This is a genomic window from Nonomuraea sp. NPDC050202, assembly GCF_040656115.1.
GTDB lineage: Bacteria > Actinomycetota > Actinomycetes > Streptosporangiales > Streptosporangiaceae > Nonomuraea.
This window is the reverse complement of the sequence record NZ_JBFALF010000001.1, coordinates 983,800-1,009,220: the sequence shown is the minus strand read 5'-3', so window position 1 is coordinate 1,009,220 and position 25,421 is coordinate 983,800. Positions and strand designations below refer to the sequence as shown.

At 74.7% G+C, this 25,421-nt stretch carries 16 protein-coding genes; 10 read left to right on the top strand and 6 right to left on the bottom strand.

Annotation, left to right across the window (positions count from 1 at the left end; translation table 11 throughout):
- Positions 1–99 precede the first annotated feature (99 nt).
- The 3 genes from AB0I79_RS04775 to AB0I79_RS04765 are packed head-to-tail and all read right to left on the bottom strand — an operon-like array spanning position 100 to position 4,404.
- Positions 100–2,295 (bottom strand): MMPL family transporter, encoded by a 2,196-nt coding sequence (locus AB0I79_RS04775; RefSeq protein WP_357866895.1) that lies wholly within the window; start codon positions 2,293–2,295, stop codon positions 100–102.
- Between the two features lie 46 nt (positions 2,296–2,341).
- Entirely contained in the window at positions 2,342–3,400 is a 1,059-nt protein-coding gene (locus tag AB0I79_RS04770) for a hypothetical protein (RefSeq protein WP_357866892.1), read from the bottom strand.
- A gap of 5 nt (positions 3,401–3,405) precedes the next feature.
- A complete protein-coding gene (locus AB0I79_RS04765) occupies positions 3,406–4,404 on the bottom strand; it encodes an aldo/keto reductase (RefSeq protein ID WP_357866889.1) in 999 nt (332 codons plus the stop codon).
- A 147-nt stretch (positions 4,405–4,551) separates the two neighbouring features.
- Here AB0I79_RS04765 and AB0I79_RS04760 point away from each other — a divergent pair, with 147 nt between their 5' ends.
- Positions 4,552–5,181, top strand: coding sequence for a MerR family transcriptional regulator (locus AB0I79_RS04760; RefSeq protein WP_357866886.1), 630 nt, complete (start codon positions 4,552–4,554; stop codon positions 5,179–5,181).
- A gap of 96 nt (positions 5,182–5,277) precedes the next feature.
- Here the strand turns inward: AB0I79_RS04760 and AB0I79_RS04755 are convergent, their stop codons facing one another.
- A complete protein-coding gene (locus AB0I79_RS04755; protein WP_357866883.1) occupies positions 5,278–5,934 on the bottom strand; it encodes an HAD family phosphatase in 657 nt (218 codons plus the stop codon).
- A gap of 112 nt (positions 5,935–6,046) precedes the next feature.
- Here AB0I79_RS04755 and AB0I79_RS04750 point away from each other — a divergent pair, with 112 nt between their 5' ends.
- The 9 genes from AB0I79_RS04750 to AB0I79_RS04710 are packed head-to-tail and all read left to right on the top strand — an operon-like array spanning position 6,047 to position 22,659.
- Positions 6,047–7,756: a fatty acyl-AMP ligase gene (locus tag AB0I79_RS04750; protein ID WP_357866881.1), complete on the top strand. Its 1,710-nt coding sequence runs from the start codon at positions 6,047–6,049 to the stop codon at positions 7,754–7,756.
- Positions 7,753–14,052, top strand: a complete 6,300-nt coding sequence (locus AB0I79_RS04745) for an SDR family NAD(P)-dependent oxidoreductase (RefSeq protein ID WP_357866878.1) — start codon at positions 7,753–7,755, stop codon at positions 14,050–14,052. The genes AB0I79_RS04750 and AB0I79_RS04745 overlap by 4 nt, the downstream gene beginning before the upstream one ends.
- The gene (locus AB0I79_RS04740; protein ID WP_357866876.1) at positions 14,045–17,032 is read left to right on the top strand and encodes a beta-ketoacyl synthase N-terminal-like domain-containing protein; all 2,988 of its coding nucleotides are present in this window, start codon (positions 14,045–14,047) and stop codon (positions 17,030–17,032) included. Before AB0I79_RS04745 ends, AB0I79_RS04740 begins: the two co-directional genes overlap by 8 nt.
- Before the next feature lie 4 nt (positions 17,033–17,036).
- Positions 17,037–17,789, top strand: a complete 753-nt coding sequence (locus tag AB0I79_RS04735; RefSeq protein ID WP_357866873.1) for an alpha/beta fold hydrolase — start codon at positions 17,037–17,039, stop codon at positions 17,787–17,789.
- Positions 17,786–18,724: an AfsA-related hotdog domain-containing protein gene (locus AB0I79_RS04730; protein ID WP_357866870.1), complete on the top strand. Its 939-nt coding sequence runs from the start codon at positions 17,786–17,788 to the stop codon at positions 18,722–18,724. Before AB0I79_RS04735 ends, AB0I79_RS04730 begins: the two co-directional genes overlap by 4 nt.
- Entirely contained in the window at positions 18,721–20,220 is a 1,500-nt protein-coding gene (locus tag AB0I79_RS04725) for an MFS transporter (RefSeq protein ID WP_357866867.1), read from the top strand. Before AB0I79_RS04730 ends, AB0I79_RS04725 begins: the two co-directional genes overlap by 4 nt.
- A complete protein-coding gene (locus AB0I79_RS04720; RefSeq protein ID WP_357866865.1) occupies positions 20,193–20,693 on the top strand; it encodes a thioesterase family protein in 501 nt (166 codons plus the stop codon). The genes AB0I79_RS04725 and AB0I79_RS04720 overlap by 28 nt, the downstream gene beginning before the upstream one ends.
- Positions 20,693–22,261, top strand: coding sequence for a hypothetical protein (locus AB0I79_RS04715; RefSeq protein ID WP_357866862.1), 1,569 nt, complete (start codon positions 20,693–20,695; stop codon positions 22,259–22,261). Before AB0I79_RS04720 ends, AB0I79_RS04715 begins: the two co-directional genes overlap by 1 nt.
- 23 nt (positions 22,262–22,284) lie before the next feature.
- Complete coding sequence (locus AB0I79_RS04710; protein ID WP_357866859.1) at positions 22,285–22,659, top strand: hypothetical protein; 375 nt, start codon at positions 22,285–22,287, stop codon at positions 22,657–22,659.
- Between the two features lie 42 nt (positions 22,660–22,701).
- Here the strand turns inward: AB0I79_RS04710 and AB0I79_RS04705 are convergent, their stop codons facing one another.
- A complete protein-coding gene (locus tag AB0I79_RS04705) occupies positions 22,702–23,628 on the bottom strand; it encodes a cyclase family protein (protein WP_357866856.1) in 927 nt (308 codons plus the stop codon).
- A complete protein-coding gene (locus AB0I79_RS04700; protein ID WP_357866853.1) occupies positions 23,615–25,210 on the bottom strand; it encodes an FAD-dependent monooxygenase in 1,596 nt (531 codons plus the stop codon). Before AB0I79_RS04700 ends, AB0I79_RS04705 begins: the two co-directional genes overlap by 14 nt.
- Between the last annotated feature and the right edge of the window lie 211 nt (positions 25,211–25,421).

Sequence of the window (25,421 nt, the reverse complement as noted above, 5' to 3'; positions counted from 1 at the left end):
ATTCCAATATGAAGATGTCGATATCTATATGTCCTCGGTGTTTCCAATCACGAAAGAGCTCGTCCACCTGTGCACCAGGCGGACGAGCTCAATTCAGGTCTAGTTCCGGACAGCCGAATCGGGGACATTGACCGGGGCCGCCACGGGGACGACGCTCTGTTCGGGCTCGGGCATTCCGTGCCGTTCCCACCACCGGGCCAGCGGCCTCGGCGACCACCACGCCCAGCGGCCGAGCAGCTTCATGGACGCCGGGACGAGCAGCCCGCGCACGACGGTGGCGTCGACGACGAGCGCCACCACCACGCCGACGCCGATCATCTTCAGCACGGTGACGTTCGTGATGACGAACGCGCCCACCACCACGCCCAGCAGCAGCGCGGCAGCCGTCACGATGCGCGCGGTGTGCTGCACGCCGACCGCCACGGACTCCACCGGGTCGCGCGAGACCAGGTAGTGCTCGCGGATCCTGGCCAGCATGAAGACCTCGTAGTCCATGGCCAGGCCGAACGCGATCGCCGCGATCATGACGGGCATGTTGGCGTCGATGAACCCGGGCGCGGTGAAGCCGAGCAGCCCCGACAGGAACCCGTCCTGGAAGATCAGCACCATCGCGCCGAACGCGGCCGACAGCGACAGCAGGTTCATCAGCACGGTCTTGATGGGCAGCGTGACCGACCCGAACGCCAGGAACAGCACCACGAACGTGACCACGGAGGTGATGAGCAGCATCCACGGCAGCCCGTTCGCGATCATGGTCAGCATGTCGACGATCGCCGCCGGCCGGTTGGCGAACAGCGCGGTGGCGCCCGGCGGCGGCGGCTCGGCCCGCAGCTTCGTCACCACGTCCCTGATCTCCTGCCCGTAGGGCGACAGGGAGTAGCCCAGGGTGATGCGGGCCAGGTCGCCCTCGGTGCCCGTCACCTTCGCGCGGTCGACGCCCTCGATCCGGTCGAGCCGCTGGGCGAACGCGTCGAGCTGGGCCGTGGCCTCCGGCGTGTCCGCCGGGCCGGGCATGCGGACGACCGTGCTGATCACCTTGGTCGGGTCGTACGGGAACTCCTCGGCGAGCTGCCTGGTCACCACGACGCTGTCGGTGTCGGCGGGCAGCGCCCACTCGGCCGGGCGGGTCCAGACCGCGCCCAGCAGCGGAATGCCGAGCGCGCCCAGCGCGAGGGTGATGCCCAGCACGACGGTGACCGGGCGCCGCATGACGCCGTGCGCCGTGCGGTACCACCTCGTGCCCTCGGACTCCGGACGGCGCCGCCCGAGCAGCGGGATGCGCAGCGAGTCGATGCGGCGGCCGGCCACCCGCAGCAGCGCGGGCAGCACGGTGAGCGCGCTGATCACGGCGAACAGCACGACGCTCACCCCGGCGTAGGCCAGCGAGGTCAGGAACCGGGACGGGAAGACGATCAGGCCGCCGAGCGTGACCGCGACCGTGATGCCGGAGACCGCGACGGTGCGCCCGGCCGTGGCGGTCGCCCGTACGACGGCGTCCTCGACGTCGCGCCCGGCGGCGAGCTCTTCCCGGAACCTGTTGACGATGAGCAGCGCGTAGTCGGTCGCCAGCCCCAGCCCGAGGATCACCACCACGTTGATCGCGGCGGTGGACAGGTCGACCAGCCCGCCCACGATGCGCAGCACCACGAGCGACCCGACCGCCACCAGGACGGCGATGGCCAGCGGCAGCGCCGCGGCGACGAGGCTGCGGAAGACCACCAGGAGCAGGATGATCAGCAGCGGGAACGACAGCAGCTCCGCTCGTGCCAGGTCGCGGTTGCTGATCGCGTTGAACTGCTGGCCCACCGCGGTCAGCCCGCCGAAGCGCTCGGTGAGGCCGGGGGCGTCGAACAGCGGCAGGATCCTGTTGTAGACGACGACCTGTTCCTCCTCGACGGCGCCGGGGAGCTGCAGGGCGAGGTAGGTCTTGTGCCGGTCCGCCGAGACGAAGTCGGCCGAGCGGGTGGAGTAGTAGCTCTCCACCCACTCGTATGAGTCCTTGGGCAGCTTGGCGACGACCGCCTCGACCTGCTGCCTGAACTGCGGGTCGTCCACGGACATGGTCTGGCTCTCGTACATGACCACGACGTCCGCGACGTGCCGGCCGAGCGTACCGGCGAGCAGGCTGTTGGCCTGGGAGGACTCGCCATGGGGGTTGTCGAGCCCGGCGCCGCCGCCGAGGACGCCGCCCGCCCCCGAGCCCCAGACGCCGCCCAGGACGACGAACAGGATCGCGGCCAGGAACACCCATGTTCGGCGCCTTGCTGCGAAGCGGCCGATGGTCGCAAACATCATCTCTCCCTCGACGAGGTGACTCGGATACCGATAGTAGAGCTTTCCACTATCGATGGACAAGAGGACGAGCCGCGAGCCCGCCGAGCAGGCCGCCGAGCAGCACGGTCAGCACGACCGTCCCCGCCCACATCTCCGGCGACCACCGCACCCCCGCCGCCAGGTGCAGCCCCACGAGCTGCCCCGCGCACACCAGCCCGGCGTGGAGCGCGCCCGCCACGGGCAGCCGCAGCGGCGCCCCCGGCCCCCGCACGGTGTCGAGACGCACCAGGAGCCCGTCGGCGAGCAGCGCGGCGGCCACCGCGCCCGCGGCGACGGTGAGATGGGGCTGCGGGAACTCGTTGATCACCATCAGCCTGATCGCCACCCCGAGCACCAACGCAGTGCCGGCGAACATGGTGGCGCGCCGCCGGTGCATCATGAGCAGCGGGATCGTCACCAGCAGCGTGGTGACGAGGTAGCTGAAGACGCCCTGGACCACCAGGAACTCGTCGGGCGTGTCGATGATCCCGCCGTAGTCGCCCAGCACGGGCTCGTACGGCCGGGTCGGCGCGACCGTCATCATCGACGCGCCGTAGTTGAGCAGCACCAGCATGCCCATCACCGCGTACGTCATGGCGGCGACGCCGGCCAGCGCGCGCAGGCCGCCCTCCCCCGAGGCCCACCAGGACCGCAGCGGGCTGGTGCCCAGGATGATGCCGCCGAGCGTGGCGATGATGTGGGTCGGGCTGAAGGACGGCAGCAGGCCGATCTCGATGCCGATCGTCTGGTGCCAGATCATGTCGCCGAACCCGCCGGCGAAGAAGATCAGCGCGCCGATCGCGCCCAGCCGGTAACCCTCGGGCCAGCCGTCGCGCCACCACTGCGGGTGGCGGTCGCGCCGCACGTACGCCAGCCGGAACGTCCAGGCGGCGGTCAGGCCGTAACCGAGGTAGAGGACCGCGTGGTAGGGGGTGAAGAACCCCTCCAGGGTGTCGATGACGTTCTTGTGGGCCCAGCCGTCGATGGCCAGGCCGGAGATCATGACGGCCCCGCAGAGGATGGTGACCAGGTCCTCGCGGACGCTCGCCCGCTCCCCGGTGGTGACGGCCGCGGTCGTCGTCGTCATCGCGGTCACCCTCTGCGCCGCAGGGCGGGATCGAGCAGCTCGGGTGGCCGCCAGCCGGCGTCGGCCGCGTTGATCGTCAGCCCGGGGGGCACGATCTCGTCGACGGCGTCCAGCACGTCGGGCGTCAGCCGGACGTCGAGGGCCAGCAGGTGGCTCTCCAGGTGATCCATCGTGCGCGGGCCGATGATGGCCGACGTCACCGCGGGGTGCTGCATGACGAACTGCAGCGCGAGCTGGACCAGCGACATCCCGGCCTGCTCCGCCAGCAGGGCCAGCCGCTCGGCCGCGGCGAGCTTGCGCCGGTTCTCCTCCAGCGTCATGTCGTAGCGGGCGGGCAGCAGCGCGGCACGCCTGCTCTGCGGGAGCTCGGCGCCCTCGCGGTACCGCCCGGACAGCCAGCCGCCCGCCAGCGGGCTCCACGCCAGGACGCCCATGCCGTACTGCCGGCAGACCGGCAGGAGGTCGGCCTCGACGGCACGGGCCAGGATCGAGTACGGGGGCTGCTCGCTGGCGAACCGCTCGCGGTGCCGCCGCTCGGCGACCCAGTGGGACTCGACGACCCGGTGGGCCGGGAAGGTGGAGCAGCCGATGTAGCGCACCTTGCCGGCACGTACGAGGTCGGTCAGGGCGCCGAGCGTCTCGTCGAGGTCGACGGACGGGTCGGGCCGGTGGATCTGGTAGAGGTCGATCCGGTCGGTACGCAGCCGGCGCAGGCTGTCCTCGACGGCCCGCATGATCCAGGCGCGGCTGTTGCCGCCGCGGTTGGGCCCCTCGCCCATCTGGCCGTGGACCTTGGTGGCCAGCACGATCTCGTCGCGCAGGCCGCTCTCGGCCAGGAACCGGCCGATCAGCTCCTCGGACTCGCCGGCGGCGTAGACGTCGGCGGTGTCGATGAAGTTCACCCCGGCGTCGACGGCCCGCTGGATCATCTTCCCGGTCTCTTCCGGGCCGTTCTCACCCCACCAGCCGAACATCATCCCGCCGAGGCAGATCGGACTTACCATCAGGCCAGTCCGACCAAGTGGTCGGTAGTCCATTACGATCAACTCCCAGGCCGGTCGAAAAATGGATACGAGAACTGTCTACTATCCTTTTCGATGGGTTGGCAAGGGCCAGCTCGTGGGTACGAGTTGGGTGAAAGGGGAGGAACCATGCGCATCGCGGAGCTGAGCCGCAGGGCCGACGTGCCCGTCCCGACGATCAAGTACTACCTGCGCGAAGGTCTCCTGTCCCCCGGCGAGCGCACCAGCTACAACCAGGCCCAATACACCGAGGAACACGTCCGCAGGCTCCGCCTGGTGCGGGCGCTGCTGGAGGTCGGCGGGTTGAGCGTCGCCGCCACCCGCGACGTCCTGGAGAAGATGGACGCCCCCGGGATGAGCCTCATCGACCAGGCGGGCAAGGCCCAGTTCGCCATGACCGTCACCCCGAAGGTGGTCAAGGACGACGCCTGGCACGCGGCCGAGGAGGAGACCCAGGCGCTGATCGAGCGGCTCGGCTGGAAGGTGCGCCAGACCAACCCCGCCCGCCTGACGCTGGCCTCCGCGCTCGCCACGCTGCATCGCCTCGGCAAGACCGACCAGATGAAGCTGCTGGAGATCTACGCCAGGGCGGCCCGCGAGGTCGCCGAGGTCGAGCTGGGCCAGCTCATCCAGGACTCCGAGCCGGAGGCGATCCTCGAGACGGCCGTGGTCTGGACGGCGCTCGGCGACGTCGTCTTCAGCGCGCTGCGCAGGTTCGCCCACGAGGACGTGGCCTACGGCGACGCCGCCCTCGACTGACCCGAGCGGCACCCCCACACCGACGCCGCCCTCGACTGACCCGAGCGGCACCTGCGCCGACGCCGCCCTCGATGCCTTCGATGGGTCCGAGCGGCACTACGGCGAGACCGCCGTCGGCTGGTCCAGCAGCGCGTCGAGTTCCTCCGCCGCCGCGGCGGCTCCGGTGAACTCGATCGCCTGCCAGCCCGCGGCCCTGGCGCCGGCGCAGTTCTTGGCCAGGTCGTCGACCAGCACGCACTGCGCGGCCGGCACGCCGGCGCGGGCGGCCGCCAGCTCGAAGATCTCCGGGTCCGGCTTCCGGCAGCCGACCTGCGCGGAGTTGACCACGTCGTCGAAGACGCCCTCCGGTGGCACCATGCGCCGCCAGTGCTCCTCCCACGCCGGCGGCATGTTCGACAACATCCCGACGAACAGGCCGCGCTCGCGCACCCGGTGGAGCTGGGCCAGCCACTCGACGTTGGTGCGCCTGCCGTCGAACCAGGCGTCGGCGAAGCTGATCATCGGGGCCTCGATCCCCTGGGCGTCCAGCTCGGCGGCGATCTGCCGCAGCCACTCGTCCTCCGTGACCAGCGGGGTGTCCAGCGGCAGCATGAAGTCGTCGGTGCCGTAGCGCGCGGTCACGATCGCGACGGCGGTCAGCAACGGGCCGGGCGGCAGGCCCGTCCTCGTGCAGAAGGCCGAGAACGTCTCGCCGACGGGCGGCGTCAGCACCCCGCCGAAATCCGTCCAGACTGCTTTTATGGAAATCGTCACGCTCCTACCTTGACGCATTTCCCTCAGGCCGCCGTCAGGCCGTCATCAAACCCCGATCACGTCCGGATCAAAGGCATTCTCAGCATTTCCCGGGCTGGTTACATTGCTGCCCATGATTCCCTTTGCAGAGACACTCGGGGAGTTACTCGCTTTCCGGGCCCGGGAGAACGCCGCACAAACTGTCTACCGCTTTCTCCCGGACGGCGAGCGTGAATCCCACTCGCTCACCTTCGCCCGGCTCGATCTGGAGGTCCGCGCGCTGGCCTCCCGGCTCGCCGACCACGCGGCGCCGGGCGAGCGCGCCCTGATCCTCGCACCCGACTCGGGCGATTTCATCCGCGCGTTCCTGGCCTGCCAGTACGCGGGCGTGATCGCCGTCCCGATATATCCGCCGATGCCGTTCGACGCCCGGCGCGGAACGGCGAACCTGCGGGCCATCGCGCAGGACTGCGCACCCCGGGTGGTCCTCTTCGCGGGACCCGACGGATACGAGCGGTTCATCCGCGACAACTCCCCCGAGCTCGCGGCGCTGACGTGGATCGGGGCCGGCGAGGCCGGCGAGGACCGTACCGGCTTCCGGCCGGTGCCCGCCGACCCGGCGGGCATCTCGTTCCTCCAGTACACCTCCGGCTCCACCGCCTCGCCCAAGGGCGTCATGGTCAGCCACCGCGCGCTGCTCGCCCAGGAGCGGCTGCTGCACGAGATCGGCGGCTTCAGCCAGGACTCGATCATCGTCAGCTGGCTGCCGCTCTTCCACGACATGGGACTGATCGGCAACGTGCTGCTCGCGCTCTACGCGGGCTGCCAGGCCGTGCTCATGCCGCCGCTGACGTTCGTGCAGCAGCCGGTCCGCTGGCTGCGGGCGATCTCCACCTACCGGGCGACGGTGTCGGGCGGGCCGAACTTCGCCTACGAGCTGTGCGTGCGGCGCGTGCCCGAACAGGAGCGGCAGGGGCTCGACCTGAGCAGCCTGCGGGTCGCGTTCAACGGCGCCGAGCCGGTGCGGGCGAGCACCCTTGAGGCGTTCACCGCCGCGTACGCGCCGCACGGGCTCGACCCGCGCGCCCTCTACCCCTGCTACGGCCTGGCCGAGGTGACGCTGATGGCCACCGGCTCCCCCGTCGGGGGCGGCCCCGTCATGCTGGACGCGCACCTCGGCGAGCTGCAGGAGGGCCGCCTGGTCACCGGCGGCGGCCACCGCATCGTCGGCTCCGGACGCCCCGGCCCGCGGCGCCGGCTGGAGATCGTGGACCCGGAGACGTGCCTTCCGGTGCGGCCGGGCCACGTGGGCGAGATCTGGGTCGCGGGGCCCGACGTGACCGACGGCTACTGGGGCAGGCCGCAGGAGACCGCGGAGGTCTTCGGCGCCCGCCTGGCCGACACGTTCGAGGGGCCGTTCCTGCGCACCGGCGACCTGGGCGTCGTGCACGACGGCGAGCTGTTCGTCTCCGGCAGGCTGAAGGACCTGATCATCGTCGGCGGGCGCAACCACTACCCGCAGGACCTGGAGGCGACGGCCGAGACGGCGCATCCCATGGTCAGGCGCGGCTGCGTGGTCGCGTTCGGCGACGCGCCGCTGGTCGTGGTGGCCGAGGTCAAGCCCGGCACCACCGAGGAGCAGCTCGCGCAGGTCGGCCCGGCCGTGCGCACCGCCGTCGCCTCGGGGCACGGCGTCCAGGTCGACGAGGTCGTGCTGATCGCCGCCGGCACCATGCCGAAGACGTCCAGCGGCAAGCTGCAGCGGCGGGCCTGCCGCGCGGCCTACGAGAGCGGCACGCTGACGGCCGCCGCGCCCGCACCCCAGCTCGAAGGAGCGTCATGACCACGCACCAGGAGACCGTCGAGTGGCTGCTGCGGCGCACGGCCGAGCTGCTGTCGGCGCCGGCCGCCGACCTGTCGCCCGACACGCCGTTCTCCCAGCTCGGGCTCTCGTCCATGCAGGCGGTCGAGCTCGCGGGCGATCTGGAACGGTGGAGCGGCCGGTCCCTGTCGCCGACGATCGCCTACGACTACCCGACGATCGAGGCGGTGGCGGCCTACCTCACCTCGTCGGCGGAGCGGCAGCAGGCCGGACGCCCGGACGCGGCGCGCGGCGAACCCGTCGCCATCGTCGGCATCGGCTGCCGCCTGCCGGGCGCCGACGGGCCTGAGAGCTTCTGGAACCTGCTGCGCGAGGGTGTGGACGCCATCCGCGAGGTGCCCGCCGACCGGTGGGACGGCCAGGCGCTCTACGACCCCGACCCCGACCGGCCGGGCCGGATGAACACCCGGTGGGGCGGCTTCCTCGACGACGTGGAGAGCTTCGACGCCGACTTCTTCGCGATCTCCGCGCGGGAGGCCGCGCGCATGGACCCGCAGCAGCGCCTGCTGCTCGAGGTCGCCTGGGAGGCGCTGGAGGACGCGGGCGTGCCCGCGTCGAGCCTGTCGGGCGCGCGGGCCGGCGTCTTCGTCGGCGCCTCCACCTACGACCACGGCGCCTCCCTGCTCAGCTCGGGGGCCGAGCCGGAGGCCTACGACGGCACCGGCGCCGCGCTCAGCGTCATCGCCAACCGGCTGTCGTACTGCCTGAACCTGCGCGGGCCCAGCATGGTCGTCGACAGCGCCTGCTCCTCCTCGCTCGTGGCCGTGCACCTGGCCTGCCAGGCGCTGCGCGCCGGCGAGGCGGACCTCGCGCTCGCCGGCGGGGTCAACGTCATCACCAGCCCGCGGATCGCGCTCAGCTTCAGCAAGGGCCGGCTGATGGCGCCCGACGGCCGGTGCAAGCCGTTCGACCACCGGGCCAACGGTTACGTGCGCAGCGAGGGCGCGGGCGTGGTGCTGCTGCGGCCGCTGTCGGCCGCGCTGGCCGCCGGTGACCGGATCTACGCGGTGATCCACGGCAGCGCCGTCAACCAGGACGGGCGCACCAACGGCCTGGCCGCGCCGAACCGGCCTGCCCAGGAGGAGGTGCTGCGCTCGGCCTACGCCGCCGCCGGCATCGACCCCGCGACGGTCGGCTACGTCGAGGCGCACGGCACCGGTACGGCGGTCGGCGACCCGATCGAGGTCGCGGCCCTGGCCACGGTCCTCGGCCCCGGCCGGCCGGAGGAGCGGCCGCTGCGGATCGGCTCCGCCAAGTCGAACGTCGGGCACCTGGAGGCGGCGGCGGGCGTGGCGGGGCTGATCAAGGCGGCGCTGTCGCTGCACCACGGCGAGCTGCCGCCGACCGTCCACTTCACCAAGCCCAACCCGCTGCTCGGCCTCGACCGCCTGCCGGTCGTCGTCCAGGACCGCGCCGAACCGTGGCCGTCGGCCCCCGGCCGGCCGCCACAGGCCGGCACGTCTCCGGCGGACCGGACGGAGCCGACGCACCGGACGGAGCCGACGCACCGGACGGAGCCTGCGGACCGAACGGAGCAGACGCACCGCGCGGAGCCGGCGGGCCGGGCGGAGGCGACGGGCCGGGCGGAGGCGACGGGCCGGGCGGAGGCGACGGGCCGGGCGGAGGCGACGGGCCGGGCGGAGGCGACGGGCCGGGCGGAGGCATGGCCGTCGGGGCATGCGACGGCCGGCGTCAGCTCGTTCGGGTTCGGCGGGACGAACTCCCACGTCGTGCTGTCGTCGGCGCCACCCCAGCCGGGCCCCGCCCGTCCTGCCCGCTCCGGCGGCGAGTCGTCGGCGCTCCAGCCGCGTCCCGACCGCCCTGCCGGCTCCGGCGCCGAACTGCACCTGTTCCCGATCTCCGCCCGCTCCGAGGCGGCCCTGCGGCGCCGGGCGGCAGGGCTGGCCGCCCTGGCGCGCGGCAGGGCGGGCGACACGGCCTGGCTGGCCGAGGCGGCCGCCGCGGCGGCGCTGCGCGGCGACCACGACCGCCACCGCGCCGCCGTCGTCGCCGCCTCCCCCGAGGAACTCGCGGCCGGGATGGCCGCACTGGCGGAAGGCCGCGACGGCGCGAACGCGCGCAGGCGGCGGACCCAGCGGCCCACGCTCGTCTTCCCCGGGCAGGGCGCCCAGTGGGAGGGCATGGGCAAGCAGCTCGCCGCCGCCGTGCCCGCCTTCCGCGCGGCGATCCGCAGGTGCGACGCCGCGATCAGCCGCCAGCTGGGCCAGCCGCTGTGGGACGACGAACGCGGCCTCACCCCTCGCGGCACCGCCCACGTGCAGCCCGCGCTCTTCGCCTACCAGGTGGCGCTGGCCGAGACGTGGCGGGCGTGGGGCGTCGAGCCGACCGCGGTGATCGGGCACAGCATGGGCGAGATCGCCGCCGCGCACGTGGCCGGCGCGCTGTCGCTGGAGGACGCCGCCCGCGTCGTCTGCGAGCGCAGCAGGCTGCTCACCCGGCTCACCGGTCAGGGCGGGCTGGCGCTCGTCGAGCTGGACGCCGAGGAGGCGGACCGCGCCCTGGCGGGCCGCCGCGACCGGCTGTCGGTGGCGGCCGTCAACGGGCCGCGCGCCACGGTGCTGTCCGGCGAGCCGGCGGCGCTGGACGAGGTGATCGGCGAGCTGGAGGCGCGCGGGGTGTTCGCCCGGCGGGTCGCCGTCGACTTCGCCGCGCACAGCCCGCAGGTCGAGCCGCTGCAGGACGAGCTGTCCGCGGCGCTCGACGGGCTCGACCCGAGGCCCGCGACGACCCCGCTGTACTCGACGGTCACGGCGGAGCCCGCGGCCGGCCCCGAGCTCGGCCCCGCCTACTGGCGGCGCAACGTCCGCGAGCCCGTGCTCTTCTCGCCCGCGCTGGAGCAGCTCATCGCCGCGGGACACGAGCTGTTCGTGGAGGTGGCGCCGCACCCGGTGCTCACCCGCTCGGTGGCCGAGCTCGCCGGCCACCTCGACCGGCCCGTCGAGATCATCTCCTCGGTACGCCGCGACGAGCAAGAGGCCCGCGCCCTGCTCGGCGCCCTCGGCGACCTGTACGCCGGCGGCGCCGCCGTCGCCTGGGACGCCCTGTACGCCCGCGCCGCCCACGTCCCCCTGCCGCCCCACGGGTGGGACCGGCGGCGCTTCCCCCTGCTCCGCGCCACGCCCGGCGCGGCCGCCGTACCGTCAGGTCACGGGGGCGCGCTGCTGGGCGCCCGCCTGAACGTGGGCGCCGAGCCCGGCCTGCGGCTGTGGCCGCTGTCGCTCGGCGGCGCGCCGGAGCTCGCCGACCACGTCGCCGACGGCGTGCCGCTGGTGCCGGGCGCCTACTGGCTGGCGACGGCCGCCCAGGCGGCCGCCTCGGCCCGTGACGGCGAGGCCGCCGGTCCCGGGCCCGTGCTGCTGGAGGACGTGGTCTTCGCGCACCCGTGCCCGGCCGACGGCGACCCGGGGCTCCAGCTCGCCCTGCGCCCCTCGGGACCGGGGCGGCTCTCCTTCGTCATCACCTCGGACCGCGGCGGCGGCCCGGTCGTCCACGCCCGTGGCGCCGTCACCGGGGACGCCGCCCCGCCCGCGCCCCCCGCTGCTCCCCTCGACCTGCCGGGCGACGTGCCGGTGGCCGAGCTGTACGAGCGGCTGGCGGCGGCCGGACTGGACTACGGCCCGCGCTTCCGTGGCCTGACCCGGCTCCGTACGGGCAACCGGGAGGCGGTCGGGACGTTCGAGCTTCCCGGCGGGCTCGACACCGATCGTGCGCCCCTGCACCCCGCCCTGCTCGACGCCTGCTTCCACACGGTCGCGGCGGCAGCGGGCGGCGCCCTTCCCGCCGGGGTCCTGCCCCTGCCCGCCGGGGCCGGGCGCGTGTGGTCCCGCAGCGGCGATGCCGTGCGGCGGGGCACGGCTCACGCCGTCATCCGCCTGCTCGCCCCGGACGAGCTGGTCGCCGACGTCACCGTACGGTCGGAGCCCGGCCCAGCGCCAGTCGCGGCAGCCGGCACGGCGGCAGGGCCGGCAACCGGCACGGCGGCGGGCGAGGCGGCAGGCACGGCTGTGGGCGAGGTGATCTGGGCGGTTTCCGGTCTGCGCATCCGCCTGATCCGGCGTCGCCCCGCCGAGGACGGCCGCCTCTACACGCTGCGCTGGCAGCCGCTGACCCCCGGCCCTGCCGTCACGACCGGGGGCGGCTGGCTGGTGCTCGCCGACCCGGCCCCCGCGAGCGGCCCCGCCTCGGTGGGCGAACGCCTGGCGGAACGGCTGGCCGCGGCGGGCGAGCCGTACCTCCTCGCCGGCGGGGACCGGCCGCTCGACGAGCTGTTCGACGAGGCCGTCACCCGGTACGGCGGCCTGCGCGGCGTCCTGGACACCCGCGCCACGACCGGCACCGGCCTGCGCGCCGCCCCGAACGGCCGCACGGGCAACGCCGGAACACCGGCGCACGAGCACGCACCGCAGACCAGCAACGCACCACCGACCACCAACGTGCCGCAGACCAACGGCGCACCGCACACCAACGGCGCGCCACAGACCGGCGACGCACCTCAGGCTGGCGACGCACCTCAGGCCCACGGCGCGCCGCAAGCGCACGTGCGGGCACCGCACGAGCACGTGGGCACGGCCCCACCGCCCCAGCCCGCTGCCGAGGCGGGCGTGGAGGCGCTGCACGACCGCGCGTCCGAGGCGCTCCGGCTGGCGCGGGACCTGCTCCGCCGGGCGTGGCTGGGCCGGCCGCCGCGCCTGTGGCTGCTGACGGCGGGCCCGGCGGGGTCCGTGGTGTGGGGCCTCGGCAGGGTGATCGCCAACGAGCATCCCGAGCTGGCCGCCGCGGTGGCGGACCTGCCCGGCTCGCCCACGCGGGCCGACCTCGACGCCCTGGTGGCGGCGCTGCGGGCACAGGACACCCCGGGACAGGTCCGGGTGCGCGACGACGGCCTGCTGGAGCCGAAGCTCGTGCCGGCCCCGGTGGGGTCCGGCGACCCGGCGCCCATCAGGCCCGACCGCCCGTACCTGATCACCGGCGGGCTCGGGGCACTCGGTCTGCACGTCGCGCGCCGGCTGGTGGAGAAGGGTGCGCGCAGGCTCGTCCTGACCGGCCGCACCGCCCCCGGCCCGCAGGCGCGGGCCGTGCTGGACGAGCTGCGGGAGGCGGGCGCCGAGATCAGGGTCGAGCTCGCCGACCTCGCCGACGCCGGGCAGCTCGCCAGGACGCTCCCCGCGGACCTCGCCGGGGTGTTCCACCTGGCGGGCGTCCTGGAGGACGCGCTGATCGCCACGCTCGACGACGGCCTCCTGCACCGCGCGCTGGAGGGCAAGGCGGCGGGCGCGTGGAACCTGCACACGCTGACGGCGGACCTGCCGGTGGAGCACTTCGTCCTGTTCTCGTCGCTGGCCGGTCTGTTCGGCTCGCCGGGTCAGGGCGCGTACGCGGCGGCGAACACGTTCCTCGACGGCCTGGCCGAGCATCGCGCCACCCTCGGCCTGCCCGCGCAGAGCATCGACTGGGGCACCTGGTCGGGCACCGGCCTGGCGGTGGCGGCCGGCGGCGTCGAGCGGCTGGCGGCGCGCGGCCTGCCGCCGCTGTCCCCCGAGGCCGCGCTGGACCTGCTGGAGGAGGCTCTCGGCAGCGGCCGGCGGCACCTGGTGGCGGCGGCGTTCGACTGGCCGGCGTTCGGCAGGGCCGGTCTGAGCCCGGACCTGGCGCGCATGCTGGAGGGGCAGGTGAGCGCCGACCGGCCGGTCGAGGGCGCGGAGCGCGGCGCCATCAGGAGGGCCGCGCTGGCCGCCACCGGCGCCGCCGGCCGTCTGGACGTCCTGCGCCGCTTCCTGCTGGAGCAGGTGGGCGCCGTCCTCGGCCGGGCCCCCGACAGCGTGGACACCTCCGCCCCGCTGCAGGAGCTCGGCTTCGACTCGCTGATGGCCATGGAGCTGCGTACCCGCCTGGAGACCGGGCTGGACCTGCGGCTGTCGGCCACCGTCGTCTACACCTTCCCGACCGTGGAGGCCCTGGCCGACGGCCTGGCCCAGCGCATCGCCGCCGAACGCCCCGCCGCACAGGACACGACCACCGCCCAGGACAGGACCGCCGGGCAGGACGCCGAGCCGGACATGTCCAGCAAGCGCGGCGTACCCGGCAAACACAGCCTTCTCAACAAGCCCGACGCGCCAGACAAGCCCGACGCGCCAGACGAGCCGGACGTGCCAGACGAGCTGGCCGCGCTCGACGAGCAGGAGCTGGCCGCGCTGCTGGCCGAGGAGCTCGACCTGAAGGGAGGACGGCATGACTGACCAGCGCAAGCTCCTGGAGCGCGCCCTGGTGCGACTCCGCGACACCCGGGCCCGCCTGGCCGCCGCAGAGCGCGCGGCCCGCGAGCCGATCTCGGTGCTCGGCGCGGGCGTGCGCCTGCCGGGCGACGTGGCGGACCTGGAGGCGTTCTGGAACCTGCTGCGTGACGGCGTCGACGCCGTCACGCCGTCGGTCGACACGCTCGACGGCCACCGCCCCAAGCCGGCCGACCGCGCCGAGAACGGCCGCTGGGCCGGGCTGCTGACCGACGTGGACGGCTTCGACGCCGCCTTCTTCGGCATCTCGCCCGCCGAGGCGGCCAAGATGGACCCGCAGCAGCGGCTCGTGCTGGAAGTGGCCTGGGAGGCGATGGAGGACGCGGGCCTGCCGCTGGAGACGCTGCAGCGCGCCGGCACCGGCGTGTTCCTGGGCGTCTACAACAGCGACTACCTCACCCTCCAGTACGGCGAGCCGGGCACGATCAACACCTACACGGCCCCGGGCGGCGCGCACAGCGTGCTGGCCAACCGCCTGTCCTACCTGCTGGACCTGCGCGGCCCCAGCATGGCCGTGGACACCGCCTGCTCCTCCTCCCTGATGGCCGTCCACCTGGCGGTGCGGGCGCTGCGGCAGGGCGAGTGCGACATCGCGCTGGCCGGCGGCGTCAACATCATCCTCAACCCCATCTCCACGCTGGTCACCGAGAAGGTGCTGCCGCTGGCGCCGGGCGGCCGGTGCCGCACGTTCGACGCCGCGGCCGACGGGATCATCCGCGCCGAGGGGTGCGGCGTCCTCGTGCTCACCCGGGAGTCGCTGGCCGCGGGCAGGCGGGTGCGCGCGGTGATCCGCGGCACGGCGGCCAACCACGACGGCCGCACCAACGGCCTGACCGCGCCCAACCCGCGCGCCCAGGCGGACCTGCTGCGCCGCGCCCTCGACGACGCGGGCGTACGGCCGGAGCAGGTCACCTACATCGAGGCGCACGGGACGGGCACGCCGCTGGGCGACCCGATCGAGGTGGAGGCGCTGCGCGAGGTGTACGGCGGCGGCTCCCTGCCGTGCGCGCTCGGCTCGGTGAAGACGAACTTCGGCCACCAGGAGGCCGCGGCAGGCGTCACCGGCCTGATCAAGGCCATGCTGGTGCTGGAGCACGAGCAGGTGCCGCCCAACGTACACCTGCGGCGGCTGAACCCGGAGATCGACCTGGCGGGCAGCCGTCTGTCGGCGCCGGCCACGCTCACCGGCCTGGCCCGCGGCGAGCACGCGCCGCTGGCGGCGGTCAGCTCGTTCGGGTTCGGCGGCGCGAACGCCCACGCGATCGTGCAGGCGCCGCCGCCCCCGCAGGCGGGCGCCGACGACGCCACGCTGGGCAAGCTCGTGCTGCCGCTGTCGGCCCGCGACCCCGCCGCGCTGGCCCCGCTGGCCAGGGCGTACGCCGAGCGGCTGGCCGGATGCGATCCGGTGCGGGCCGCGGCCGTGTGCGCGGCGGCGGGCACGCGGCGCACGCATCTGGCGCACCGGCTGTGCCTGACGGCCGCCGACCCGGCCGAGCTCGTGGCCAGGCTGGGCGAGGTGGAGGGCGGCGGCCCGGCGGTGCCGCCACGCCCACCCCGGGTGGCGTTCGTCTTCAGCGGCCAGGGCTCGCAGTGGGCCGGCATGGGGACCGAGCTGCTGCGGCGCGAGCCGGTGGTCGCGGCGGAGGTGGCGGAGTGCGACGCCGTCGTACGCGAGCTGGCCGGCTGGTCCGTCCTGGAGCAGCTCGCCGACGGCGGCCGGTTGCACGAGACGGAGGTCGCGCAGGTGGCGATCGGCGCGCTGCAGCTCGGGCTGGCCGCGCTGTGGCGGTCCTGGGGGATCGAGCCGTCGGCGGTCACCGGCCACAGCATGGGCGAGGTCACCGCGGCGTACGCGGCCGGGGCGCTGGACCGCGCCCAGGCGTTCGACCTGCTGCTGCGCCGGGCGCGGCGGGCCGAGGAGGGCGCGGCGGGCGGCGCCATGGCCAGCATCTCGCTGCCGCCCGACCGGGTGCGCGAGCTGATCGGCTCCGGCGGCTTCGCGTCCCCCGGGGGCTCCTCCGCGCGGACCGGTGGCCGGGTGGGGATCGGCGCGGTGAACGGGCCGCGCTCCACCGTCATCGCCGGCGAGCGGCCGGCCGTGGTGGCCGTCTGCGACGCCGCGGAACGGCTCGGCGCGAACGTGCGCAGGCTCCCGAGCCGCTACGGCTTCCACAGCCCGATGCTCGACGGGCAGGACGAACGGCTGGCCGCCGAGCTGGCGGACCTGCGGCCCGGCCCCTGCACGGTGCCGATGTACTCCACCGTGACCGGCGCCCTCGTCCAGCCGGGACAGCTCGGCGCGGCGCACTGGGGGCGCAACCTGCGCGACGCGGTGCGCTTCTCGCCCGCCGTCTCCGCGGTCGCGGCCACCGGCGTGACGGTGTTCGTCGAGCTCGGTCCGCATCCGGTGCTGCTGCGCGACCTCGGCGAGACGCTGGAGGAGGCCGGTGTCCGCTACCGGGCCGTGGGCAGCCTGCGGCGCGGCCAGCCGGCGTCCGCCACCCTGGACCGCTCGCTGGCCGACCTCTACCGCGCCGGGCTGGAGGTGGACTGGGAGGCGGTGCTCGGTGCCGCGCCCGCCGACGTTCCGCTGCCCGCCTACCCCTGGCAGCGGCGCCGCCACTGGCTGGGAGAGGCGACGCAGCGGGCCGACCTGGTCACGGCCGTGCCGCAGGCCGAGCGCACCGCGACGATCGCCCTGTTCGTACGGCGGCGCATCGCCGACGCCCTCGGCCTCGACGACGTCGAGCAGGTGCCCGAGGACCGGCCGCTGGCGGACTTCGCCCTCGATTCGCTGGTGATCGTCGAGCTGAAGGGCCAGGCGGAGAGCGAGCTCGGCGTCACGGTGCCGCTGCAGGCGCTGCTCCGCGTCATGCACGGCGGCACGGCACGCGACCTGGCCGCCATGATCGCGAAGGAGAGCTGAGCCCGTGACCGCACTGACCTGCCTCGGCGAGAACCCGGCCGCCGCGCTGCGCCTGATCTGCTTCCCGCACTCCGGCGGGCAGCCGGCGATGTTCCGCCGCTGGGTCGCCGGCCTGGCCCCGGACGTGGAGGTGTGGGGGGCGACGCTGCCCGGCCGCGCCACCCGGGTGAGCGAGCCGTTCGCCCGCCGGTGGAGCCCGCTCGTCGCCGAGATCACCGACGCCGTGCTCGACCAGGTGCCAGGGCCGGTGGCGCTCTTCGGGCACAGCCTGGGCGCGCTGCTGGCCTTCGAGGTGGGGCGCGCGCTGACGCTGGCCGGGCGGGCGCCCGAGCACCTCGTGGTCTCCGCCCGCGCCACGCCCGCCACGCCGTACCCGCTGACGCTGCCGGACGGCGACGAGGAGCTGATCGACGCCGTCGACCGCGTCTACCAGGGCATCCCGGCGGCGCTGCGCGACTCGCCCGAGCTGCTGCGGCTGTTCGCGCCGGTGCTGCGCGCCGATCTGGAGCTGGCCGTCTCCTACGTCTTCCGGCCCGGGCCGCCGCTGTCGTGCCCGATCACGGCGCTCGGCGGCACGGACGACCCGACGGTCCCGGAGGCCGAGCTGTCCGCCTGGCGCCGCCACACCAGCGGCGCGTTCGCCTCCGCGCGCTTCCCCGGCGGCCACTTCTACCTCGACGCCGCCGAACGCCAGGTGCTGGACACGCTCTGGCGCTGCCTGGCGCCCAGCCACGCTCTGACGAGGAGTCCGTCGTGACCTCTGACCTGTACGGAAAGCTGACCTTCGACCAGACGGTGCCGCGCTCCCTGGCCCACAGGCAGGCGGTGGGCGAGGTGTTCGTCACCGACTCCGCTCCCGGGCCGGACGGCGACTTCCTGGTGGCCGTGCAGGTGCCGCGCGCGCACAGCCTCTGGTTCGACCGGCTCGTCCCCTTCCACGACCCGTTCTGCACGGCCGAGGCGGCGCGGCAGGGGTCGTTCGTCGTGCTGCACCGGTACTTCGGCGTGCCGGTCGGGCTGCCGTTCAGCCTGCTGCGCTGGCAGTTCCGCGTCCACGACCTGGCCGCCTACCGCGACGACGAGCGGTCGCCGTTGCAGGGGGTCCTGCGTTACCAGGTGGACAACAAGTCCAGGGGCGGCGAGCTGGGCGACCTGACGCTGTCCGGGGAGCTGACGGTCGGCTCGTCCACCGCCATGAGCTTCCATGGGGACGTGGTCTTCTTCGGCAAGGCGGACTACGCGGCGCTGCGCGAGTTCCAGCAGGCGAGCAAGCCGCCGCCGGACCCGGCCGCGAGCGCCGTCACGCCGCTGGACCCGGCGCTCGTCGGGCGGCGCGATCGGCGCAACGTGGTCATCGGTGACGGGGAGCGCTTCCCGTACGTGATCGACACCACCCATCCGTCCTACTTCGACCACGCCTACGACCACGTGCCCGGTCCGTTCATCGTCGAGGGGTTCCGGCAGGCGGCGGTGGTCGCGGCGGTGCGGGCCGGGGAGCTGGCCTCGCCGGTCGCCGCCGTGCTCGGCTGCTCGACGACCTTCGGGTCCTTCGGCGAGTTCGGGGCGCTGCTGGAGTGCTCGGCCGAGGTGACGGGGGCGGCCGGCGGGCGCGTCACCGTCGCGCTGGAGCTGCACCAGTACGGCAAGCGGCTCGCGACGGCGGGCATCGAGCTCGGGCCGTACCCGGCATGAGCCGCCTGCGTTCCCCGGTCGTGGCCGCCGGGCTGATCGCCTTCGCCCTGACGCTCACCCTGAGCGCCGGGAACGTCGTCCTGCCCGCGATCGAACGCGACCTCGGCGTCACCTTCGCGGTCAGCCGCTGGGTCGTCCTCGGCTACGCGCTGGTCTCCGTCCTGCTCATCCCCGTCGTCGGGCGCCTCCAGCGGCGGCTGGGCCTGCGGCGGGCGCTGCTCGCGGGCTCGGCGGGGTTCGCGGCGGCGGCGCTGCTGTGCGCGCTGGCTCCCGAGATCGTCACGCTCCTCGCCGGCCGCCTCCTGCTCGCCGCCTTCGCCGCCCTCCTCACGATCCTGACCACCGTCCTGGCCGTGCCGGGCCCAGGACCGAAGCCCGAGGGCATCGGACCGACGGCGCCCCGGCCGGAACCGGAGCTTGCGAGCGCCGGGTCGGCGAGGCGTGGTACGGCGGAGTCCGGCGCAACGCGCGCGTCCGAGGAGGCGGGTGGGCGGCGGGACAGCAGCGTCGGAGGGCTGGCCGTCGCGGCCGTCTGCGCCACGCTCGGCGGGTTCGTCGGGGCGGCGGCGGGCGGTGGGCTGGTGAGCCCGCTCGGCTGGCGACTGCTGCTCCTGCTGCCTGTCCCGCTCTGCCTCCTCGCCCTCACCGCCCGCATCCCCGGCGCACCGGCAGCGATCCCTGCCACCTCCCCTGCCACCTCACTGGCCACCTCCCCAACCACCCTTCCGGCCACCTCCCCAGCCGCCCTTCCGGCCACCTCCCCAACCGGCTCCCCGGCCGCCCTTCCGGCCACGTCCCCGACCGGCTCCCCGGCCGCCCTTCCGGCCACGTCCCCCGTCACGTCCCCAGCCATGTCCCCGACCCCGTCCCCAGGCGCACCCGCGCCGGCCCTGCTCGCCGTCACCATGCTCGCCGCCCTGGACGCGCTGGTCGTCGTCCTGTGCCCGTTCTTCCTCTTCCAGGGCCAGACCATGCAGTCCGCCCTCCCCCTGGTGGGCCTGACCGTGATCGGCCTTCCCGCGGCGCTCGTCGCGGGCGCCGTGACGGGCACCCGCCTGGCCCGCCGGATCGGCCCCCGCGCCGTCACCCTGGCCGGCGCCGCGCTGGCCGCCGCCGGGCTGGCGCTCCTGCTGCCCCTCTCCCCCGCGTGGTCCGCCGCCGAGGTGGCGTTCCGGCTCGCCGTGGTGGGCGCCGGGATGGGCCTGTACGGCGGCCCCGCCCACTCCCTGATCCTGACCGGTGGCGCACTCGACCGTGCGGCAAGCCACCTCCAGCTGGCCCGCGGCCTCGGCTACGTCCTGGGCCCGGCCCTGGCGGCCACCCTCTGGGCGGCCGAGGGCTTCGCGCGAGCCGGGGTGGGCACCGCGCTCCTGCCCGGGCTCGGCGCCGCCGCCGTGGCGGCGCTCGCCCTGACCCCCTTCCGCTCCATGACCACCCGACGACCTTCACTCCAACGACCGGGAGCACCATGGACACCCACGCGATCAAGAGTCTGATGACCGAGGCCGTCACCCAGCTCACGGCCCCCGCCCGCCCGATCGAGGTCCGGCACACGCCCAGGCGGCACATCTACCACCGCCAGGTGCGCTTCTCCGACATCGACGCCCACGGCCACGTCAACAACGTGCGCTTCCTGGAGTACCTGGAGGACGCCCGGATCGCCCTCTTCCTCGACTACGCGGGCACGCCGCCGGAGGACCGCAGCGGACTGCCCGCCGTGGGGGTCGCGATCGTGCGGCACGAGGTCGACTACCGCAGGCCGCTCAGGTTCCGCCACGGCTCGGTGCGGATCGAGTCGTGGGTGACCAAGGTGAACCGGGTCAGCTGCGAGCTGGCCGCGGAGATCTGCTCGGACGAGGGGGTGTTCGCCGAGGCCCGCTCGACGATCATGGCCTTCGACCCGCACACCGCCAAGCCGCGGCGCTTCACCATCCCCGAGCGCACCTTCCTCAAGCGCTACCTGCACTGATGGGGATCCTGTCCCTGAAGTCGCAGCGGCTGCCCCGCCGGCCGCTGCTGCTTCCCCCACCGCCGCGGCCTCTGCTCCTCCTGCCGCTGCTGCTCCTTGTCCTCGCGCTGTGGCCGGCGCCGGCCGGCGCGCACGTGGTCGCCCTCGGGGCGGACCTGCGGCTCGCCCAGACGATCGCCGGCGCCGAGCTGACGATCACGGTGCGGGGCGTCAGCAGGACGCCCGCGCCCGCCGTCGTGGAGATCGAGGCGTTCCACCCGGTCCCCGACCTGCCGGTCGAGCTGACGATGCGCTCCACCGAGACCGGGCGGGCGACCCGCGCGTCGGTGCGGCTGGCGGCGGGCCGGGCGGGCCCGTACCGGGCGAGCGTGCAGGTCTTCAAGGCGGGCCCGCACGAGCTGGAGGTGCGCACGCCGGCGGAGCGCTCGGTCCTGCCGGTCCGCGTGCTGGTCCCGGCGACGTCGCCGTGGGAGCTGGTCATCCACGGCGGCTTCTACGCGGCCGGGATCCTGGTGGTGGGCGGGCTCCTGACAGGGGGGACGTCGCGCCGCGGCCCCGCCGTGGCCGTCCGCGCGGGCGCGCTGGTGGGAGTGGTGGCGCTCACCGTGGCGGTGCTCTCCCCGCAGCTTCCCGAACCCGTCCCTGACGGCGCCGCCCCAGTGGCCGAACCCGTCACCGGTGGCGCCGCCCCGATGGCCGAGCCCGTCACCGGCGGCGCCGCCCCCGTGACCGGTCCCGTCTCCGGCGGCGCCTCCGTGGCCGGACCAGGAGGCGGCGGGCGGCCGTACCTGGTGGGGAGGTTCAGCACGCAGCCGGCGCGGCCGGCGGCAGGGGCGGAGTTCACGCTGCTGGTCGACCTGGTGGACGGGTCCACGGGGCGGCCGGTCGACGACCTCGTCCCGCATCACGAGGCCCTGGCCCATCTGGTGGTGACCAGCGCCGACGGCACGTACTTCCGCCACCTCCACCCCGTCAGGCTGGGCCCGGGCAGGCTGGCGGTGCGCCTGCGCGCCGGCCGGCCCGGCCGCTACCTCACCCACGCCGAGCTGGAACGGACCGGCTCCGGCGGCCAGCTCGTCACCGGCACGTTCGAGGTCACCGGCACGCTCGACGCCACCAGCACACTCGACGCCACCGGCACACTCGACGCCACCGGCACACTCGACGCCACCAGCACGCTCGACGCCACCGGCACCCTCGACGCCACCAGCACGTCAGGCGTCACCGGCATCCCTGCGGGCCCGGCGACGCCTCCAGCGTCACGCGCGGCACCGGTGATCGTCCCGGCGCGGCCGGTGGCGGGCCGCCCCACCACCATGCGGATCGGCACGGCGGGCCGGCTCCAGCCGTGGCTCGGCATGCCCGGCCACCTGATCGTGCGCGACAGGGCGGGCGGCTTCCTCGGCCACGTGCACGCCGCGCCCGCGCCCGCCCGCGCGACCGCGCTGACCTTCACCTTCAGCTTCCCCGCCCCGGGCACCTACCTCGCCTGGGCGCAGTACGTCAGGGACTCCTCCATCGAGACCGTGCCCTTCACCGTCACGGTCGGACCGGAGGGCGGCACGTGACGAGACGGATCGGAGGGCGGCACGTGACGAGACGTCTCCTGGCCGGCGCCTGCCTGGCCGCGGCGGCCATGACCGTCGCCGTCGGCTGCCTGTCGCGGCCCGGCCCGGTGACGGCGCAGGGCGCGGGCGCGCGTTACGCCGTCACCCTGACGATCGGCGGGGGCGACACGGCCGACATCGTCGTGGACCGGGGCGAGGCCGAGTCGGTCGTGGTGACGGCCACGATGCCGCAGATGGGGCACATCACCCCGGAGGCGGCGGCGCGGCGCCTGTCACCCGGCCGGTTCCGCGCGGCAGGCGGGCTGTTCACGATGGACGGGGTGTGGGAGGTCTCGGTACGCGTGTCCGGGGCCGCGGGTGAGGAGGTCATCCCGCTGACCGTCCTGGTCACCTCATGACGGTGCCGGGGGACGAAGGCGAGGGCCCGGCGGGCCCTCGCCTTACAGCAGTGCCAGGGCCCTGACCGGCGCGCCGAACCCGCCGCGCAGCTTCGCCGCGCCCACGACCAGTTGCGCGCCCCGCTCGGGCACGGTGTCGAGCGCGGCCAGGTTCTCCAGCCCGTACCTGCCCGTGGTCAGCAACATCCGGTGGACGAGCGGCTCGCGCCTGGTGCCGACGTCGAGGCTGCTGGTGTCGGTGCCGAAGCCGACGATGGAGCGCTGGTTGATCAGGAAGTCGGCGGCCTCCGGGCTGATCCCGGGGAAGCGCATCACCTGGGCGAGCGCGTCGAACTGCAGGAACGCCGCGGCGTCGCCGACCCTCCTGTACCAGCCGCTGTCGAGGGCGACGAAGGCGCGCTCGGGGATGGGGCCGTTCCTGCGCTCCCATTCGCGCAGGTCCTTGACGGTGAGCTCGGTGATGTTGTCGCGGGCGGCGCGCTCGGCGATGCGGACGACGCACAGCGGGGCGACGAGGTCCTCGGGCCGCACCTGGTCGGCGGTGGGCAGGCCCTTCCTGGAGTGGGCGGGCACGTCCATGTGCGTCCCGGTGTGCTCGTTGAGCGTCCACTCGGCGGTGTTGAAGCCGATCACGTCCTCGAACATGACCTGGCGGCGCGCGGGCTTGCGCACGTACATCTCGAACACCGGGAAGTCGGGGCTGAGCGGGTGCGTCAGGTCCAGGACGCGGGAGGCGCGCACCCCGCTCGCGGCCTGCGCCCGCCGGGGCAGCACGGCGAGCGCGCCGGCGCCGAGCAGGCCGGCCAGCGCCCCGCGCAACACCTGCCGCCTGCCAGACGGCTGATGCCCACCCTCCAGCGCGTGCCGCCTGCCGGACGGCTGCTGCTCACCCTCCAGCGCGTGCCACCCGCCGCAGGACGGCTGCTGCTCGCCCTCCAGCGCGGCCATGATCGTCTCAGGCGCGCACACGGGGCGACCTCCCCCGGCCGGCCAGCGGCGCGAACAGGGCGGCGACGTCCTCGCCGGTGGTGGCGTCGGCGACGTAACCGTCCGGGCGGACCAGGACGAGCTTCGCGCCCCGCAGCGGGCCCTGCGCCGCGAAGCCGCCCGGCACCCGGTACGGCTCGCCGTACGCGCTGCCCTTGGACACCAGCACGCGCGGCACGACCCGGTCGGCCAGCGGCTCCAGGTCCGGCAGCACCTTGAGCGGGTCCACGCCCGGCATGACGAGCAGGGTGTGCCGCGGGTCGGACAGCAGGTCGCTGAGCCGCACCGGGGCGCCGTCGCCGCGCAGCGGGGTCACGGTGACGTCGGGCAGGCCGCGGGCGCCGATCGCGCGGCGGCCGCCGCGCGGGCCGACCACGGGGCTCCTGCGGTAGTCGAGGTCGTCCTGCGCCAGGTTGGGGATGAACCGGCGTTCCAGCGCCCCGGCGGAGCCGAGCAGGCCGAGCAGCGCGTCGCGCAGGAAGCGGCCGATCGGGGAGCGCACGGTCCACAGCCGGGTCTGCTGGTGGGCGCCGCGCAGCACCTGCGCGGCCACGGGCGAGCGCTCGGCCTGGTAGCTGTCCAGCAGCCGGTCGGCGTCGCCGTGCCCGTTCAGGACAAGGGCGAGCTTCCAGCCGAGGTTGGCGGCGTCCTGGATGCCGGTGTTGAGCCCCTGGCCGCCCGCCGGGCTGTGCACGTGGGCGGCGTCGCCCGCCAGCAGGCAGCGGCCGGCCCGGTAGGCGGCGGCCTGGCGCATGTGCACGGGGAAGCGGGTGCTCCACCGCAGCTCCTTGATCTGCACCGGGTAGGGGGCGCGCTCGTCGGCGAGCCGCTGCAGTTCCTCGGCGCTGGGCGCGGAGTCGAGCCTGCCGGCCGTGCTGGCGTCGGCGAAGACGCGCAGGCCGCCGCCCGGCAGCGACACCAGCACGAGCACGCCGTCGGGGTGCAGGTGGTAGTGCGCCTCACCGCGCGGGACGGCGCTGGAGACGGTTCCGTCGCCGAGGATGAAGCTCTGCGTGTAGGTGGTGCCCGCGAAGGGGATGCCGGACAGCTCGCGGACGGCGCTGTGCGCGCCGTCGCAGCCGACCACGTAGGCGGCGGTGAACTCCTCGAGCCCGTCGGGGCCGTCGAGCCGCACGCCGACGTGGTCGCCGTGGTCGGTGAGCCCGACGAGTTCCGTACGCCACTCCACCGCCACCCCCAGCTCGCGCAGCCTGGCGACCATGACGGCCTCGACAGCGGGCTGCGTGATGCCCAGCATGGTGGGGCCGCCGTTGCGCCAGTCGCCGAGGCGCACGGTCGCCACGTTCCTGGCGCCCGACCAGTAGCGGGCGGCGCTCATCCGCAGGCCGGCGGCGATCACGCCGTCGGCCGTGCCGTGCCGGGCCAGGACGTCCAGCGCGCCCGGCCACATCGCCACGGCTCTGGCCTGGTGGGCGGGCCTGTCGAGGGAACGGTCGATGATCCGGCAGGTGATGCCCTGCCTGCGGAGCTCTGTCGCGAGAGCCAGTCCGGTGGGGCCGGCGCCCACGACCAGGACGGGCAGGGAGATCTTCTCGGTGTCCACCGCGTCACCGTAGGCCGGGGGTGGTCCTGGCCGATTCCAGCGAAGGGTGACAGCGGCTGAATCTAACGGGTCAGCCCATGTATCGAAGGAGACATGCCCCTTCCGCTTTGGGGCAGCGTGCGCCGCCGTGCGGCCGGGTGGAACGCGACGGCCGTCGTACCATCCGACAGAACGGCTCTCTCTCGAGAGTACGCAAATGACGGGGAATAGA

Excerpts from the sequence above, each read along its gene's own strand:
- AB0I79_RS04715 (WP_357866862.1), top strand. The coding sequence starts at position 20,693 with ATGGGGATCCTGTCCCTGAAGTCGCAGCGGCTGCCCCGCCGGCCGCTG.
- AB0I79_RS04750 (WP_357866881.1), top strand. The coding sequence starts at position 6,047 with ATGATTCCCTTTGCAGAGACACTCGGGGAGTTACTCGCTTTCCGGGCC.
- AB0I79_RS04720 (WP_357866865.1), top strand. The coding sequence starts at position 20,193 with ATGGACACCCACGCGATCAAGAGTCTGATGACCGAGGCCGTCACCCAG.
- AB0I79_RS04725 (WP_357866867.1), top strand. The coding sequence starts at position 18,721 with ATGAGCCGCCTGCGTTCCCCGGTCGTGGCCGCCGGGCTGATCGCCTTC.
- AB0I79_RS04760 (WP_357866886.1), top strand. The coding sequence starts at position 4,552 with ATGCGCATCGCGGAGCTGAGCCGCAGGGCCGACGTGCCCGTCCCGACG.
- AB0I79_RS04740 (WP_357866876.1), top strand. The coding sequence starts at position 14,045 with ATGACTGACCAGCGCAAGCTCCTGGAGCGCGCCCTGGTGCGACTCCGC.
- AB0I79_RS04775 (WP_357866895.1), bottom strand. The coding sequence starts at position 2,295 with ATGATGTTTGCGACCATCGGCCGCTTCGCAGCAAGGCGCCGAACATGG.
- AB0I79_RS04770 (WP_357866892.1), bottom strand. The coding sequence starts at position 3,400 with ATGACGACGACGACCGCGGCCGTCACCACCGGGGAGCGGGCGAGCGTC.
- AB0I79_RS04745 (WP_357866878.1), top strand. The coding sequence starts at position 7,753 with ATGACCACGCACCAGGAGACCGTCGAGTGGCTGCTGCGGCGCACGGCC.
- AB0I79_RS04765 (WP_357866889.1), bottom strand. The coding sequence starts at position 4,404 with ATGGTAAGTCCGATCTGCCTCGGCGGGATGATGTTCGGCTGGTGGGGT.